The sequence below is a fragment of the Nocardia shimofusensis NBRC 100134 genome (assembly GCF_001613125.1).
Lineage (GTDB): Bacteria > Actinomycetota > Actinomycetes > Mycobacteriales > Mycobacteriaceae > Nocardia > Nocardia shimofusensis.
Window position 1 is genome coordinate 1 of record NZ_BDBT01000007.1, and the last position, 14,413, is coordinate 14,413.

Annotated in this window: 14 protein-coding genes and 1 pseudogene; 7 read left to right on the forward strand and 8 right to left on the reverse strand. The window is 66.4% G+C overall.

The window, feature by feature from the left end:
* The coding region (locus tag NS3_RS29500) for an NACHT domain-containing protein (RefSeq protein ID WP_218018210.1) at nt 1-2,672 on the forward strand (2,672 nt) is incomplete at its 5' end.
* A 197-nt stretch (nt 2,673-2,869) separates the two neighbouring features.
* On the opposite strand, the gene NS3_RS28995 is transcribed toward NS3_RS29500, so the two are convergent.
* Complete coding sequence (locus NS3_RS28995; protein ID WP_157101254.1) at nt 2,870-3,043, reverse strand: hypothetical protein; 174 nt, start codon at nt 3,041-3,043, stop codon at nt 2,870-2,872.
* A 463-nt stretch (nt 3,044-3,506) separates the two neighbouring features.
* Here NS3_RS28995 and NS3_RS09520 point away from each other — a divergent pair, with 463 nt between their 5' ends.
* Both NS3_RS09520 and NS3_RS09525 read left to right on the forward strand, forming a co-directional pair.
* The gene (locus NS3_RS09520; RefSeq protein ID WP_067856957.1) at nt 3,507-4,457 is read left to right on the forward strand and encodes a hypothetical protein; all 951 of its coding nucleotides are present in this window, start codon (nt 3,507-3,509) and stop codon (nt 4,455-4,457) included.
* 110 nt (nt 4,458-4,567) lie between these two features.
* Nucleotides 4,568-5,278: a hypothetical protein gene (locus tag NS3_RS09525; RefSeq protein WP_067856959.1), complete on the forward strand. Its 711-nt coding sequence runs from the start codon at nt 4,568-4,570 to the stop codon at nt 5,276-5,278.
* A 318-nt stretch (nt 5,279-5,596) separates the two neighbouring features.
* Here NS3_RS09525 and NS3_RS29000 read toward each other — a convergent pair whose 3' ends face one another.
* From NS3_RS29000 to NS3_RS09535, 3 genes are all read right to left on the reverse strand, one after another.
* Nucleotides 5,597-5,758 carry a hypothetical protein gene (locus NS3_RS29000; RefSeq protein WP_157101255.1) on the reverse strand — a complete coding sequence of 54 codons (162 nt, stop codon included), beginning with the start codon at nt 5,756-5,758 and terminating at the stop codon, nt 5,597-5,599.
* A gap of 101 nt (nt 5,759-5,859) precedes the next feature.
* Entirely contained in the window at nt 5,860-6,198 is a 339-nt protein-coding gene (locus tag NS3_RS09530; protein ID WP_067856961.1) for a hypothetical protein, read from the reverse strand.
* Entirely contained in the window at nt 6,195-6,476 is a 282-nt protein-coding gene (locus NS3_RS09535) for a hypothetical protein (RefSeq protein WP_067857555.1), read from the reverse strand. Before NS3_RS09535 ends, NS3_RS09530 begins: the two co-directional genes overlap by 4 nt.
* 204 nt (nt 6,477-6,680) lie before the next feature.
* Here NS3_RS09535 and NS3_RS09540 point away from each other — a divergent pair, with 204 nt between their 5' ends.
* The gene (locus NS3_RS09540) at nt 6,681-6,914 is read left to right on the forward strand and encodes a hypothetical protein (protein ID WP_067856964.1); all 234 of its coding nucleotides are present in this window, start codon (nt 6,681-6,683) and stop codon (nt 6,912-6,914) included.
* Between the two features lie 415 nt (nt 6,915-7,329).
* On the forward strand, nt 7,330-7,833 hold the full coding sequence (locus tag NS3_RS29005) for a hypothetical protein (protein ID WP_157101256.1): 504 nt from the start codon (nt 7,330-7,332) through the stop codon (nt 7,831-7,833).
* Between the two features lie 566 nt (nt 7,834-8,399).
* On the opposite strand, the gene NS3_RS09545 is transcribed toward NS3_RS29005, so the two are convergent.
* The 4 genes and pseudogenes from NS3_RS09545 to NS3_RS28375 form a co-directional block, all read right to left on the reverse strand.
* Nucleotides 8,400-9,647, reverse strand: coding sequence for a DUF1173 family protein (locus NS3_RS09545; protein WP_218018211.1), 1,248 nt, complete (start codon nt 9,645-9,647; stop codon nt 8,400-8,402).
* A gap of 388 nt (nt 9,648-10,035) precedes the next feature.
* Entirely contained in the window at nt 10,036-10,956 is a 921-nt protein-coding gene (locus NS3_RS09550; protein WP_067856970.1) for a hypothetical protein, read from the reverse strand.
* 470 nt (nt 10,957-11,426) lie between these two features.
* Nucleotides 11,427-11,609, reverse strand: coding sequence for a hypothetical protein (locus tag NS3_RS30000; RefSeq protein WP_067856973.1), 183 nt, complete (start codon nt 11,607-11,609; stop codon nt 11,427-11,429).
* A pseudogene (locus tag NS3_RS28375) lies at nt 11,554-12,295 on the reverse strand (ISL3 family transposase); the annotation flags it as partial. The pseudogene NS3_RS28375 and the gene NS3_RS30000, both read right to left, overlap by 56 nt.
* Before the next feature lie 264 nt (nt 12,296-12,559).
* Here NS3_RS28375 and NS3_RS29010 point away from each other — a divergent pair.
* Entirely contained in the window at nt 12,560-13,318 is a 759-nt protein-coding gene (locus tag NS3_RS29010) for a hypothetical protein (RefSeq protein WP_157101257.1), read from the forward strand.
* On the forward strand, nt 13,315-14,358 hold the full coding sequence (locus NS3_RS09560) for a tyrosine-type recombinase/integrase (protein WP_067856976.1): 1,044 nt from the start codon (nt 13,315-13,317) through the stop codon (nt 14,356-14,358). Before NS3_RS29010 ends, NS3_RS09560 begins: the two co-directional genes overlap by 4 nt.
* Nucleotides 14,359-14,413 lie beyond the last annotated feature (55 nt).

Consider the following 14,413-nt stretch of genomic DNA (forward strand, 5'->3'; position numbering starts at 1 on the left):
CCGAGACCTGGGACGGGTACACGGTGTTCCAGGCCAAGCACAAGGACCGGTTGGAGGCCAAGCCGGCCGACAACGCTGCATGGCTGTGGACCCAGGTCCGCAAGGAGTTGGATGCCTGGGGCAACCCCGGGTCCGATCGTGACCCGGTGCCGAACTATCTGGTGATCGTGACCAATGTGCCGTTGACTCCCACACCGGGGTCCGGCGGGTTCGACACGGTGAACGCCTCCATCCAGACCTACCTGGACCTTCTGGCCGACGGCACCCGTGATGCCAATGATCGCGCTACCGCCGCCCGCAAGCGCAGACAACGGCGGATGAGCCGGCTACGCGCATGGCGGATCTGGGACGGTAACCAGGTCGATGGGCTGATCACCAAGCATCAGAGTGTGCGGCGGGCTTTCGGCGCGTTCCTGACAGTCCCCGACGTGTTCGCGCACCTGGCCGAGTTCACCGACAAACTCCCGCTCCACGAGCTGGAGGGCGGACTGCGTCGCCACGCTCGGGCGGCGTTGATCGGTGATCGGTCGATCTACTTCGACGAGGCCGGTTCCGGTGGCGGTGAGGGCACCCCCATCGACCAGGTCGCGATCGACCTGCCGATCACGATCGGCCCAGGGGGTGAGCGCCGTACCGTCTTCGGGCACATCCTCGACCGCGCAGACCAGGTCCTCAAACCGCGCATGAGCTCGTGCGAGGGCCCGAAGCATGTGGTGGTGGCCGGTAGCGCGGGCAACGGCAAGACCACGATGTCGCGGTTTCTGGTGCAGGCCTACCGGGCTGCGCTGCTCGACGGCGCCACCGACCTGGGTCCCGAGCACGAGAGGGTCATCACCGCGACAGAGCGCGCGCTGCGTGATCTGGGCCGCGACGGGCTGCCGAGGTTCCGGCGCTGGCCCATGCGGATCGATCTCGCCGAATACGCCGAGGAGAAAGGGCTCAGCGAGGACTCGACCCTGCTGCGATGGATCGCCCACAAGGTGTCCGAGCGCTCCAACGTCGGCACCGTCACCCCCAGTGCGCTGGATTCGTGGATGAAGCAGTGGCCGTGGTTGCTGGTGCTCGACGGTCTCGACGAGGTCACCGAGCCACGTATCCGCAAGCGCCTCATCCGGCAGATCACCGAATTCGTCAGCGAAGCCGAAGGCGACAACTGCGACCTGCTGGTGGTGGTCACCACACGCCCCACCGGTTATGTGGAGAACATCGCGCCCACACAGTTCGAACGCATCGACCTGGCCCGCCTCGACATCGACGAAGCCCTCCGGTACGGAATCCACACGACCAAGGTCCGTCTCAAGGACGATGACGAGAAGATCGAACGCATCGCCAAACAGTTGCGTCGCGCCGCCGACGACGAGTCGCTGCGCCATCTGATGCAGACCCCGCTGCAGGTGTTGATCATGACGATCATCGTCGAGGGAGCCGGGCAGCTGGCACCGGACCGCTACAGCCTGTTCTGGGGCTACTACGACACCGTGTTCAAACGCGAACGGCTCAAGCAGACCACGCTCGCGCTGCTGCTGCAGGAGCATGCCTCCACCATTCTGACCCTGCACCAGCGTGTCGGGTTCGAGTTGCAGGTCCGCAGCGAGTCCGACGGTTCGATGGCGTTGATGCGGCCCGAGGAACTCCGCGCTGTCGCCTGGCAGGTGCTCCACGACAGTGGCTTCCGCCCCTCCGATGTCGACGCCGATCTGCTGGAGCGGATCGTGACGGCCGCGACCGACCGGCTGGTGCTGCTCACGCCGATGTCGCGTGGGCAAGACGGTCTGGGCTTCGATGTGCGGTCGCTGCAGGAACTGATGGCGGCACGATTCCTGACCACCGGCCCCCTCGACCAGGTCATCGCCCGCCTCGAGGTGACCGCGGCCAACCCGCACTGGCGCAACACCTGGATCTTCGCCGCGGGCCACCAATTCGCCGAGCCACAACCCCACCAGCACGAGGCGATCGTCGCACTGGTCGAACGGATCGATCGAGACGCCGCCTACCGGCTCGGCCGGATCTGCCCGATCGCTCCCGGCCTGGCGTTGGACCTCATCGACGACGGCATGGCCCGATCCCACCCCAAATTCCACAACCGGCTGCTGACCGTCGCGTTCGGTATCTTCGGCATACCGCGCCTGCCCGACCCGCTCGCCGTGGCCAGGGTCTTGGTCCGCGCAGCCGCCGCCAACGACGACGTACGCACCGTGATCGCCGACGCGCTGCGCGACGGTCTCAGCGGCACATCACTCGTGCGTGAGACTACTCTGGCCGTACAGGACCAGATCGCAGCCGCCACCAAGGAATCGGCCTCCACCCACAACGTCCAAGGGTTGGCCGCCGTCCGCGGCCGGCCCGTCCGAAAATCACTGGAATCGACCCGCGATCAGGCCTGGCAGCAGTACCGCCAAACGCTGGCCGACCTCGCCGACTCCCTGCCACACAACGATGTGGTCCAACGAGCCGACCTCGCGATCCGCACCATCGCACAGTCCGGCTCCAACGGCGTCGACATCTCACCGGTGATCGAGGCGTTGTGCGATTCCGACACCGCCGAACTGCTCGAGATGGCCCTGGAGAACCTTCTCGGCCACGAACCGGAACTGATGGCGCTACTGGCGAACTTCGTGCTGCCGATGATCCATCGCGGGCCGGTCGCCGAACTCATCCGCCCCACATCCTGAACAGCCCGCAACACGAACGTCAGCGCCGCGCGCAGGCGTGCGCGCTGCGCAACGCCCAGCCCGTCGACCCGGTAGAAGCGCGCCCACCGGGTGGGAATGGCCCGTGCCGTCGGATCAGCGGCGGCGCGGGCGTGTCTCGCGGATCGGTGTGCACTTGCGCCTGACCGTGCTGGTGTCGTATCGGCCGGTGGCCGCGATCACTGAATCGTGGAGGTGTAGCCCCAGCGCTCGGCAAGCCAGCTCGGCTCGACCCGTTCGAGTTCGGCCGACACCGCCGACAACGGCGACCACCCGTTGGGGCGAGCCGTCGCGGCCACCGACTCCCCCAGCGCCAGCATCAGCTTGCTCGGCGGCCACCAGCTCGGCGGCATTGCGGCGCCCCACCGTCTGGAACCTGCTCACCACCGGCGAGCACCGGCACGAAACCGGCGCCACACGCGAGCGGTGAATCCCTGCCCGGCGACATCGCGGAAGCAGATGCATTGCCGGGATGGTTTCGGGGAAGATGGGCGGTCGCATCCCGCGCGTCCGGGTCCCGGTCTGCCCGCGGCGGTACCCGCGGAAGATCGAAGCGGCGCACGGGCCCTTCGGTTCTGCGGGGTCTCAGTGAAGTCGCCGTGGCGGGCGGGCCTGCGGCGGTAGGCTTTTCGTGGAGTGTCAGGACGCGCACGCGCTCCACCTGTTCTCGCCCGAGTCACCTCGCCCACGCCGGATCGGTGACGCCGGAGGGCGCAAGGTCCTGCCCGGGGCCCGCGTTGGCTGGTTCGTGTCCGCATGCTTGCGTCACACGGCCCGGGTGGCGTGGGTGCCTGAGCCGGGAATTCAGGACGAGACATGCCGAAGAACAGCAGCGCCCGGCGCCGCCGCCGCGCCCGCCACATCGCCACCACCGAAGGTGTGCCCTACCGCGAGGCGTTGCGGCGCGGCGAGCAACGCGCCACCCACGCGAGGGAAATCGCGCGCAGGAGTGCGGTGGTGCGGCCGGAGAAGATCACCGTCGACGGGATCGAGAAATATCCGCGCCCCGCCGACGCCGAACACCCCGACCCCACCGGCTTGGCCGACCCCACCGTGGTCGACGTCCTCGCCGCCGCCGAGGCAGTCCTGCCCGGCGTTCAGGTGCTGGCCTGTGCGGTGTTGACCCCGGCCACGGTCGTCGTGCCCGACTACGAAGCCACCCGCACCAGCCACGACGAGATCGCACAGCGGATCCGGGCCACTGTCGGGCAAGCGCTCGAGGACCTGCAGCGGGTGCGTGGTGACGCCGCGTCCTGCCGCATCGACTGGCGCACCGTCGCCGTCGCCTTCTACCACGTGGAGGTGAAACTCCGCGGCCTCGAACGCCTCACCGGCGGCCGTCTGCGCGAGCAACTGGACGAGGTGGTGGAAGCGGCGGCGGTGCTGTCGATGACCGCCGAAGCCGCCCACACCCGCGGATGCCGGCTCGGCGCCCACCGGTGCCGCCACCTCGCCACCGCCTACACCCCGTGTCAGGGGGAGGTGCGGGTGCGGCTGCGCATCTACGACGACACCACCACCGTCACCGTGCCCGGCTGCGTGCGGCACGCGGCCGAACACCTCGTCGACCACGACTACGACATCGAGGAGGGCCTGGTCGAGATCGAGGCCATGGGCGGCACCACCCGCGACCTCGATGCCATCTACGACCTCACCGAACAGATCCGCCACGAACGCGCCCACCTCCACCACCAACGCGCCCGCAACGTCTCGGGAAGCTGGGACCTGCCTCAACCACCCTGGCATCACGGGCAAGACCCCGACTGACACACCATCACTCAGCACACGCCCCGGCAGCTAACTCTCCGCTAAATGGGTCGTATGGTGTAGCCGCCCCGGCGTCGGTTCGTCGGGGCGCTCGATGTGAAGGAGTGTCCATGTTGCGCATGCTCGGATCCGCCACGGCGCATTCGGTGCCGCTGTCCGTGCTCACCGCGGCCGCCGCTGTCGTCCTGACCGGCTGCGGCGAGAGCGAGTCCACGGCGACCTCGCCCGGTAGCGGGGCGGCCGGAGACGGCAAGCCGTCGGTGGAGTTGGTGGCTTCCGGGTTCGGGCAGTCGGGCAACTACGCGCAGGGTGTCGTTGTGGTCACCACCGACAGCGAGGCATCCGTCGGCGAGCATGTCACCGCGTCGGTAAACTTCCTCGACTCCGCCGGGGCGATCATCAAGACCGAAAGCCAGGTCGAGTCCTTCTCCTGGATCGGTCAGCAACTGGTCCTGCCGGTGTGGTTGGACCTGTCGTCCACTCCGGGGGTGGGCGTGGCCGCGATCGAGCCGTCGGTGGCGATCAGCGAGTACGGCTTCCCCAAGGAGACTCGGCAGCCGTTGCCGTCGGTGGAATCGGAGTCGATCGGCCAAGTCCAATTCCAGGGCACCGTCGCATCCTTCACCTTCACCAACCCGACCAGCGAGGACTTGCCCTCACCGCGAGTCGGGGTCGCCTGCTACGACACTGCGGGCGCCATCATCGGCGGCGGATACGACTACCCCGACCTCGCCCCCGCCGGCAAAGCCATTCGGATCGACGCCAGCGTGAAGACCTCCGGCGATCCGGCCAGGTGCACGGCATTCCCGAACTACGGCTGATCTCCCAGCCACAGCGTCCAGTCCCCGCTGCCACCCGGGCCTCGATCGGCGACGGTGGCCCACCCGGAATACAGGGCCCACAAAGATCGCCGGGGACCGGCGCGACGAGCTCACCGCGCATGCATCCGGGCGGCACCGAGAAAGGGTTCCGGTGCCGCCCCGAGCACCGGGTGCGGTCAGGGCCGCGAGCCACCGTGCGGCCGCAGACCGCGGGATGCCGAGGACGGTGTTGAGCAGGCCGCACGCCGATCGCAGTGACGCGGGCGGCCACCGCGAACGGTTGGTGGTCGGTCACCTCCAGGACGAAGGCGGCGACATTCAGTACCGCCGCCGCAGCGTCGAGAAGCCGCTGGCGTGGCGGGGTCGGCTGCGACGCATGAGCGTCGGCAGTGGCTGGGCGGCCAGCTTGTCCCGGTACTGCCGGTACTGCCGGTAGCTCAGGTTGAGCTGGCCGATGGTGGCGGCCAGTGGACACCCCACGCGGTTGTCTGGTCTCCGGTCTGGGCGCCTTACCGGAGGTCACTCCTAGAGTGATGACACGACCCGAACCCCGGCGTATCGGCCGCTGAGGGCCACAGGTTTCAGGCGGTGCGGCGGGGTGGGATGGAGGCCAGGGCGCGCATGGCGTCGGCGCGTGAGATGGGCTGGTCGTCGGACAGGGCGGCCAGTTCGATAGCAGCCCAGTCCCGTAGGAGTTCCGACCAGGTGACGCCGCGGGCTTCGGCTTCGGCGCGGATTCGTCGATCCAGTTCCAGCGGCATGCGCAGGGACCGGACCACCATCACCTCTTCAGCGTCGGTTTCGGTCAGCACGGGCGGTGCTTCGGCTGCGGGTACGTCTTCCCAGACCAGGTCCGGGTTGTCCATGAGGGCTTCGACCTGGTCGGGTGTCGGTACCGGGTAGTGCTGCTGTTCGGTCATCGGCGGGTCTCCTCCCACTGCTGAAACTCGGCCAACTCGACCGCGGTCATGTCCCGCGCCGAGGCGATATGCCACTGCCAGGCCGACACCTGGTAGACGCCCACTTTCAACGCTCTACCGGAGTTCGTGCGGCCCCATATGGTCAGGATGGACGCGCCGGTGCTGTCACGGCCGCGGCGCGGCCAACGTGGACGTTTCCCGGTCAGCACCTGCATCACCTCCCACGGCTCGATGCCGCGCAGACGATCCAGAGCCCATTCCGGCCAGTCGTAACCCACACCACGCATAATACGCGCGTCATACGCACTCGTCGTGCATGGGAGGCCACCTCACAGTCCGGGGCGCGGGCAGTGCCTACGGGCTAGAGGCCCGCGGCGCGGAGCTGGCGGCGGGCTTCAGGTGGAACCGGGGGCGCCCGCCACGGGTGGTGGCGAGCTGCTGGTCGGGTGTGGTCATCGGTTCGTGCTGATCCGCGCAACGGTGTGGTCGAACGAGCCGACCGGACGATCCGCACCATCGCACAATCCGGCTCCAACGGTGTCGACGTCTCACCGGTGATCGAGGCGTTGTGCGGTTCCGATACCGCCGAACTGCTCGAACTGGCCCTGGAGAACCTCATCGGCCACGAACCGGAACTGACGGCGCTACTGGCGAACTTCGTGCTGCCGGTGACCCAGCGCGGGCCGGTCGCCGAACTCATCCGCCCCGCGTCCTGAACAGGCCAGCGACACGGCGTTGACACCGCTGCGTCGCCGCATGGAGGACATACGGCCGATCGCCGTGTAGGAACCACTCCCCTTTCGTGTCGCCGAGCGTGTGGCCGGCTGGATTGAGTGCTGAGCCTTGCAAACATTCTGGTTTGCATACAGCAAGGGCGGGAGTTCGCGTAGTCGTCTGCCAACTAATCATGCACGCCGTGCCCGGTCGTCGAGGGTGTGCCATCCGGCCCGACGAAATTGGTGGGTGGCCAGGCCTGCATGAGCACCCATACGAGGCGTGTCATTGACCTATAGTGGGGAGGTCTCGACTTCTGCGCGCCAGCCCCTCGCTGAGTACGGCAATCGTGTGCATGCTTTACCCATACTGCCGGAAGATTCACGACAGCTAATTGTGATGAGGTGAAGTTCTGCGATGCAACATATCCTGTCTGCGGACGGATCATTGTTCACTGTCGAAGGAGCCTCCTTTGACAATATATGGACGCCTGTTGCTTTCGGCGGCTTCGTGGCGGGAACAGTGATCGCCGTTATATTCGGTTACCTTGCCCACAAGCTATCAACTGAGGACAGGAAGACGATCGACGTCTACCCTTTCATAGCTGGCGGGGCACTGCTGGGCGTCGCGACGGTATGCCTGTTTGCGACCATGCGGGCAGATATCCACTGGGACGATGTCGGAATACACAAAGCGGCGTACTGCGGATCGGTCGTCAATTCTGCAGAAGTGGGATATCAGAATCCTAAATCCTCCACAGACGTGATGGTAGGCGATGCTTTGAATAGTATCTGCCACGAAGCGAAGGATGAGAATAAGAAGAATGCAATGATAACCGGCATAGTAGGGGCCGTTCTCCTAGCGGTGACAGCATACCAGTACAGGAGAGTCGTCATCCGGGGCAACAATGAGTCGAACTGATGCTGTCATGTCGGCGCCGAAGCGTCTGCGCCTCAAGCGGCTGGACCGCCGCCGAACCGGTCTGGTCGGAGGTAAAGTCGTCGAGACCGCCCAGAGGGATGTCGGCGCGGTCTCGACGGCTCCGGCGACTAGCCCTTCCCGTATCCAGCGGCCAGCACACGTTCGGCCGCGGCTTGGGAGCTCATCCGCCGCGTCGTGTACTCTCACCGCGACCCGATCGTGCGCTGATCCTCTTTCCGCGCGATCCACGCGTCGGGGTCGATCACCTGCGCTAACGCCAGTACATCGTCGTCACTCATGCTGTTTCTCCCTTGTCTCGTCCGACAGGCCGCGTGCCCGGAGCCGCCGTCCGATCCAGCGAAGAGACCGCCGACTGATCCGGCGGCCGCGGACGAGTGCTCGCAACGTGTGAAGACACTGTAGGCGTTCAGTTTTCGGTGTAGGTGAGGACGCCGACCAGGCCGACGACATATCGCCTACTCCCCCACCGGCTCGGCACGGCCTCGAGCGGCACCGCCTCGGCGCCGGATTCGAGGCGTCGGCGGGAAACACGCGACGCTTCGGGGTCAGGGCATTCCGGTGCGGCCGGGTGGCGGCACCACAGGCATCGGTTCGGTGACCGTCCATTCCAGCAACCGTGCTGATTGCCGTTGGTAGTGAGCACGTTTCGCCGACTTCCGCCGCTCGTAGAGCTCCTGCCCGGGGAGACCCCAAACTTCGACATAGGTCGGTGGAGTTTCGTCGGTCAGGATGAAATCGGGGAACACCGCCGAGGTCACCTCGTCGGTGACATCGGCGTCGTAGACCAGGGGTTTGACGAAGCTGCGTCCGGCGGCGATCAACGCATCCGCCATCCGAGCCTCATAGGACGAATCAGCCGGGATGTAGGTGGTGTTGGTCAGCATCACCGCCGCATCCACCGCCCGCGCGAACCCGCCCGGACTGCGCTCGACGTAGAACAGCATGATCCGGCGCCCACCCGCACGGGCGGCGGCCTCCGACATCGCGTTGCGGTAGGAGCGACGCAGCCGCGCATCGAGCCTGTCACTGACGAACACCTGCCGTCCAGGGCTCTGCTGCGCCAGCTGATACCGCCACCCGGTCTTGCGGGCCTCGTGCACCGCTTTGAGCTCACCGAGGATGAACCCCCGCCGAATCCGATCCGGGTGGTCGGGGCGCAGCGAGTCCATGAATGCATCGAACGATGCCAGGTTCGCCTGCGCCCGGTCCGGCCGATACGGCGGCACCACATACACCACCGACCGCGCTGGTTGCCCGTTGATCGTGGTCCCCTCGAGCGCAGACGCCATCGCGGCCGTGACATGCCGCCAACCGCGGCTACGCGTGCTCGCAGTCCAGGACGCCAAACCGGCTGTTTCCCAGCAGTAGTGGACCAGCCCCAGCAGCCCGAGGGAGCGGCGTCCCAGCCCCGGGTAGGTCGCCGCGTCCACCCGCTCCCCGTGCTCGCCCGGTTGGCTGACCAGTGGGGCCGCGAACCGGATCGACGTCCCGGTCTCGGTTTCGGTGATCGCCGACGCGCACCTGCCGCGTCCGCTCATCTGCGGGTCGATCCTGAAGAACGCGCACTCCGGATGGTGGGCGGGACCACCGCCTGGCCAGCAGGCAAGAAAATGGCGCCCCGCTTGCGTGGAGCGGGTCACCAACGCCAACCCCGGCTGCCGACACAAACACCGCGCCGATTTGTTCGCCCGGGCGTCGGCCAGCAACCGCACGTGCCCGTCTGGGTCGGCACGCACCTCGCTCAGCCGCACCGTCTTCCCGTCCAACCGCACCCAATCGACGTACTCGGCCACGACATCCTCTCCCCCCAGGCGGCCGCCGCGAACACGCACCGCCCTGCCTCCCACGGTAGCGCCGGGCGGCGACATCTCACCCGAGATCCAGCGGCCTCGTCGGGTACGGGCGGTCGCGCACGCACCTCCGGTAGCCCACGGGTGGGTGCGCATCCGTCGGGATGGCATCGAGAGTGGCTCTCGGCGCCGCCCCGAGAAGCGGACGCGGCTATTGGCCGCGGGTTCGACCATCAGCCGCTCGCCACGGCCGCTCGCGCCATCGCGGCGGGCTGCGGTTGCTCAGCGCCGTCGTCGCGAGCCCACCGCGAATACCCGGAAGGAACTGCCCCCACGCGACAGCGGGCCGGAAAGGGTGTCCCGGCCCGTCGTCGCGTGTCGCGCTGCTATGTCACACGCCGACCGGCAGCTCGGACTCGGCGAGGTCGGTCAGGATGGCCGTGGCCGTGGCCATCTTCTCTTCGCGGCCCTCCACGCCGAAGTAGGTCATCACCTCGTTGTTGGACTTGACGTAGCCGGAAGCGGCCGCGACGAGGACAGCCGTCAAGGCCTGCGGCGTGATAGGGCGCACGTCGGTCGCGCCGCGGCTGGAGCCACTGGTAGGCAGCGGCCGGATCGACTCGATGTGTGGCTGATTGTGGACCGCAGCCGAGCACAGCCGGTAAGCGAAGATGCCGTAGTCGGAGTTGTTGCTGCCGCCGAACAGAGTGTTGACCAGGTCGGTCTCGCTCGGCATCGCATCGCCGAAGTGGTGCGGCAGACGCGACCGGCTCCCGCCCTGCATCGTGACGGAGAACTCGTGCTGCTGTGCGGTGGTGTGCAAGTCCTGGATCCAGGTCTCCACCTTGGCGAGTTCGGTCGCGTCCGAGTCGATGCTCGGGGCCTGGATCAGCCGAAGCTGCGCGAGGTGGGAGACGAGCACGACGTTCATCACGCGACAGATCCGTTCGCGGACCTCGATGTCGGAGTTGAGCAGGTAATAGGTATAGCTGCTCGCCGACATGGTGATCCGGGCGAGGCTGAGCACGCTGTAGGCGATGCCGGGCGCGGAAATCGCGAGCGCGAGGGTGCGCAGATGATCGGTGGCGCGGTCCATGAAGCCCTGGACATGCATGTGCAGGGTGTCCACCGGCTGCTGGGTCCACGGCCCAACGAAGTGGTGCTGGGCGTGTCCGTCCTTGCGCGCCAGGCTGCCGGGCTTGTAAGGCTTGCGCAAGCCCAGCTCGCTCACGGTGAACATGTCCGCGAGCGAGTCCAGCTGCCCGACCATCCGCTGCAAGGCAGCGTCGTTGATGTCGTTCAAATTCGGCATCTTTTGTGTCCCACGCCCGTCGGCTGCCCCGGTGGGCGACCAACGTCTCGATCGCCGGACCGTGAACCACAGGACGTACCCGACACCAGGTTCGGCGCGCCACGTCCTACCGGGTGTCGTAGCATCAGGGTGTCCTACCACAGACAAACCCGAGGCTCATGTCCTGGAGCGCACGCTCCGGCGTGAGCCTCGGCGTTCTTCCAGTGTGTGCGACCGCATCTGCTATCGCACTCGAAAATCATAGATGTAGTGGCGGACAAGTCCTGGCAACACAATAAGTTGTGTAGCGCAGTGGTTCAGCCCCGCGCTCACCGAACGAGCTGGCGCTGAGGGCTGCTGAAGGACCGATCCGATCACCTGCGGCTTGCGCAGACGGTCGCCCGATGCTCAGTCACGCAACCGCCAATCAGCGCCTGGCGAAATGATCATGCCACCCGCGCTTTCGGTGCCTCCCCGAGAAGCGAGTGCAGTCAGGGCCGCGGGCCGTCGTGCGGCGGGAGACCGCGGGTGTCGAGGACGGTGTTGAGCAGCCGCACACCGAGCGCGGTGGCGCGGGCGGCCACCGCGAGTGGCTGGTGGTCGGCCAGGTCCAGCGCCTGCCCAGCATCGACTGTGTGCGGCGACCACCTTCTCCGCCGAGCGGACCAGTCCATGCCACAGATGCCAGCGGTCGCTGACCTGCATCGAGCTGGGCAGGGCCCGGCGGATGGCTTCGGCGTAGGTGGGGTGATCCATCGCGGACAACGATCTCGATACCGGGCCGGTCACGCAACCACGCCTCGAGGGTCTCGGTCTTCCGGTCACCGAGGACGTCGATTCGCTCGTGGGTGACCGCATCGATCAGGACTGTGCCGTAGCGGTGGCTGCGACGCAGCGCGAAGTCGTCCACGCTCACCACACGAGGAACCGGTCGGACCGGAAGCGGGATTCGTAGCAGCATGCGCACCGCAGTGTGGCGGGACATCGTCACGGGCAGTGCGGCCAGCAGCCGGACCGCAGCCCGCCCTGCCAACTCCCGGGTCACCGCCTGCACCTGGTTGGTCAGCCGGATGGTGCGTCGCTGGTAGCGTGCGAGCACACCGGGGACCTGCTCACGGAACGTCTTGCAGCACCATGGTGTGGCGCAGGTGAGCCGCCGGACCCGCACCCCGACGACGACCAGGCGGCCGTCGATCGGCAGGTCCGCAACCCTCCGATAGTGATAGCTGTGGACCCTCACCGACCCGGCCCCACACCGCGGGCATCCGGCCGGGCCAGGAGCCGTCCGAGCCGACACCACAATCCGCCCGCCCTCATCTGCTACGCCTTCGACGACCAGCGGCGATAGCCCCGAAAACATGAGTCCAGCAGCATCATTCACCTCGACCACCGAGGTATCGTGCCGTCACCCCCGCATACCCCACCACCGGAAGTGAGACAGAGCCGTTAATTGGACACTCCCCGCCGTGCCGGCAGCATGACGGCATTCACCCGACACGTGTGCCGGAGTACTTGCCTCGTTCGCATTAATGCGACTAAAGTGCGATTTGCGCCCTCCTGCTTTGGGAGGTCTTCCCGGGTTGTGGGGTCATTGACCAATATCCGATCCGGATGAGGCGCTGTAGTGCTCGCTGAGTTCCCGTGGATTGGCATAGAGATGGCGTACGCCGTCTGCTGCCTCTCAGGGGACGGAAGCGACTACGCCCATCCGGATATGCGTGGTCAGCTTCCTATGGACGCCCAGTCGGCGTCCACCGCCTACACGGCGGTGTATGCGGACTGGCCTGCGAGCAACGCCCACACGCGAAATGGAGTGACCACATTGGGTGTTGAGTACTCGGGTTCGCGCATCGAGATCGGTGCGGACACGCAGTTTGAGAGCGGCGACGGCATCCCGTTCCACGACAGGGAGCCAAGAAGCTCAAGCGCGAGTGCGCTCTTCGGTGGCCTCTACAACCGCGCCACCGCCAAACCTCCGGCTCGCCGCATACTGGCACCGATCTTCGACTTCCCTGTCGACCTTGACCTACCTGGCAGCGCCACCGAACTGCACTGCACGTCGAGCACTGTCGACGAGCGCGGCCGAGTATCAGCGGGACGCCTTCTGCCACACCTCAATTGGGTCCCTGGCCAGCGCTGCGCATTCGCGATACACGAGCGCTCAGTGATCAAAGTCTCCACATCACACAAAGGTCGCTCCATCAAGGTCGGCGGACATATTCACCTCCCTCGCAGCATCCGAAACCACTGCCGAATTAGCTCCGGCGACCGTGTGCTGCTGGCTGCCTCATCGGCACACGCACACCTCGTCGTCTATCCGCCGCACACCCTGTCAGCGATCCTCACCAACCACCGCCCCGAACTCTGGAGCCTTACGCGATGACCAGCCCCGAAGCCGCCGAGGAACTCGCGCAGGCACTCTCCGCGGTCGGTCTCACGGTCATCCGCATGGGCTCGACACAAGCACCGCCCGCCATACCGACCTTCAGCGAATACATCGCCAAAGCGTCAACCGCGGCAACGCCAGTCCAACGCGAGTCCTACCGCACGTACTGGAGAGTCACCGAACAGGCCTGGGCCGCTCGACGCCTCAACGAGGTGACCCCCATCGAGATCAGCGGCCTGATGAACGACCACAAACAACGAGCGGTCAGGCGGTCCAACTGGCGCGAGGGCTGCGGAGCCGCCAGAAACCTGCTCCACGCCATTCGATGCCTCTACAGCTACGCCGAACAGGATGGTCTCATCCGACCATCAGCCAACCCTGCACGCAAAGTCAAGATGCCGCGCCGACTCGAGAGTCCACGGCATGCGCTCACCCCTGAGCAGATCAGCGACCTCGGACGCGTTGCCTGCGAGACCGGCGACGACGTCGAGCTTGATGCGCTCATCGTACGTCTACACATCGAAACCGCATGCCGCCGTGGCGCAGTACTGCGATTGAGCATCAACGACCTGAGCACCGACGACAGCACTGTCCGCCTCCACCACAAAGGAGACGTGATCACCTGGCATCCCATCACCCCCATGCTGATGCGTCGGCTTCACAAACACTTCGAGCACCGAGGCGGCACATCCGCCGAAGCCGGCGACCAGGTATTGCGCACTCGCAGGGGCAACCCGATCGGCGACCGACGCTACGACAATCTTCACGAACGTTTCCACACCTACCTCCCATGGGCGGCAGCCAAACAAGTGACATCCCACTGGCTGCGTCACACGACCTTGACCTTTGTGGAACGGGAGTTCGGAGAGGCGGTTGCGCGTCGCTACGCCGCCCACCGCGATCCAGGAACGACAGCGACCCCGACATACACGAAAGCATCACTTCCGGAGTGCGCCCTCGCCCTCGAGGCAGTCACGGGGCAACCGCATCCACTCGCCCGCAGGGATGTCTGGAATGCCGCCGGATCCCTGGAATGATGGCGACATGGAGAGGAGGGTATGGTGAGCGCATGCACACGAAAAATGTTGCAGT

Coding starts and splice junctions, on each gene's coding strand:
- NS3_RS28995 (WP_157101254.1), bottom strand. CDS start 3,043: ATGCCGCCGAGCTGGTGGCCGCCGAGCAAGCTGATGCTGGCGCTGGGG.
- NS3_RS09520 (WP_067856957.1), top strand. CDS start 3,507: ATGCCGAAGAACAGCAGCGCCCGGCGCCGCCGCCGCGCCCGCCACATC.
- NS3_RS09525 (WP_067856959.1), top strand. CDS start 4,568: ATGTTGCGCATGCTCGGATCCGCCACGGCGCATTCGGTGCCGCTGTCC.
- NS3_RS09530 (WP_067856961.1), bottom strand. CDS start 6,198: ATGACCGAACAGCAGCACTACCCGGTACCGACACCCGACCAGGTCGAA.
- NS3_RS29005 (WP_157101256.1), top strand. CDS start 7,330: ATGCAACATATCCTGTCTGCGGACGGATCATTGTTCACTGTCGAAGGA.
- NS3_RS09550 (WP_067856970.1), bottom strand. CDS start 10,956: ATGCCGAATTTGAACGACATCAACGACGCTGCCTTGCAGCGGATGGTC.
- NS3_RS30000 (WP_067856973.1), bottom strand. CDS start 11,609: ATGGACTGGTCCGCTCGGCGGAGAAGGTGGTCGCCGCACACAGTCGAT.
- NS3_RS09560 (WP_067856976.1), top strand. CDS start 13,315: ATGACCAGCCCCGAAGCCGCCGAGGAACTCGCGCAGGCACTCTCCGCG.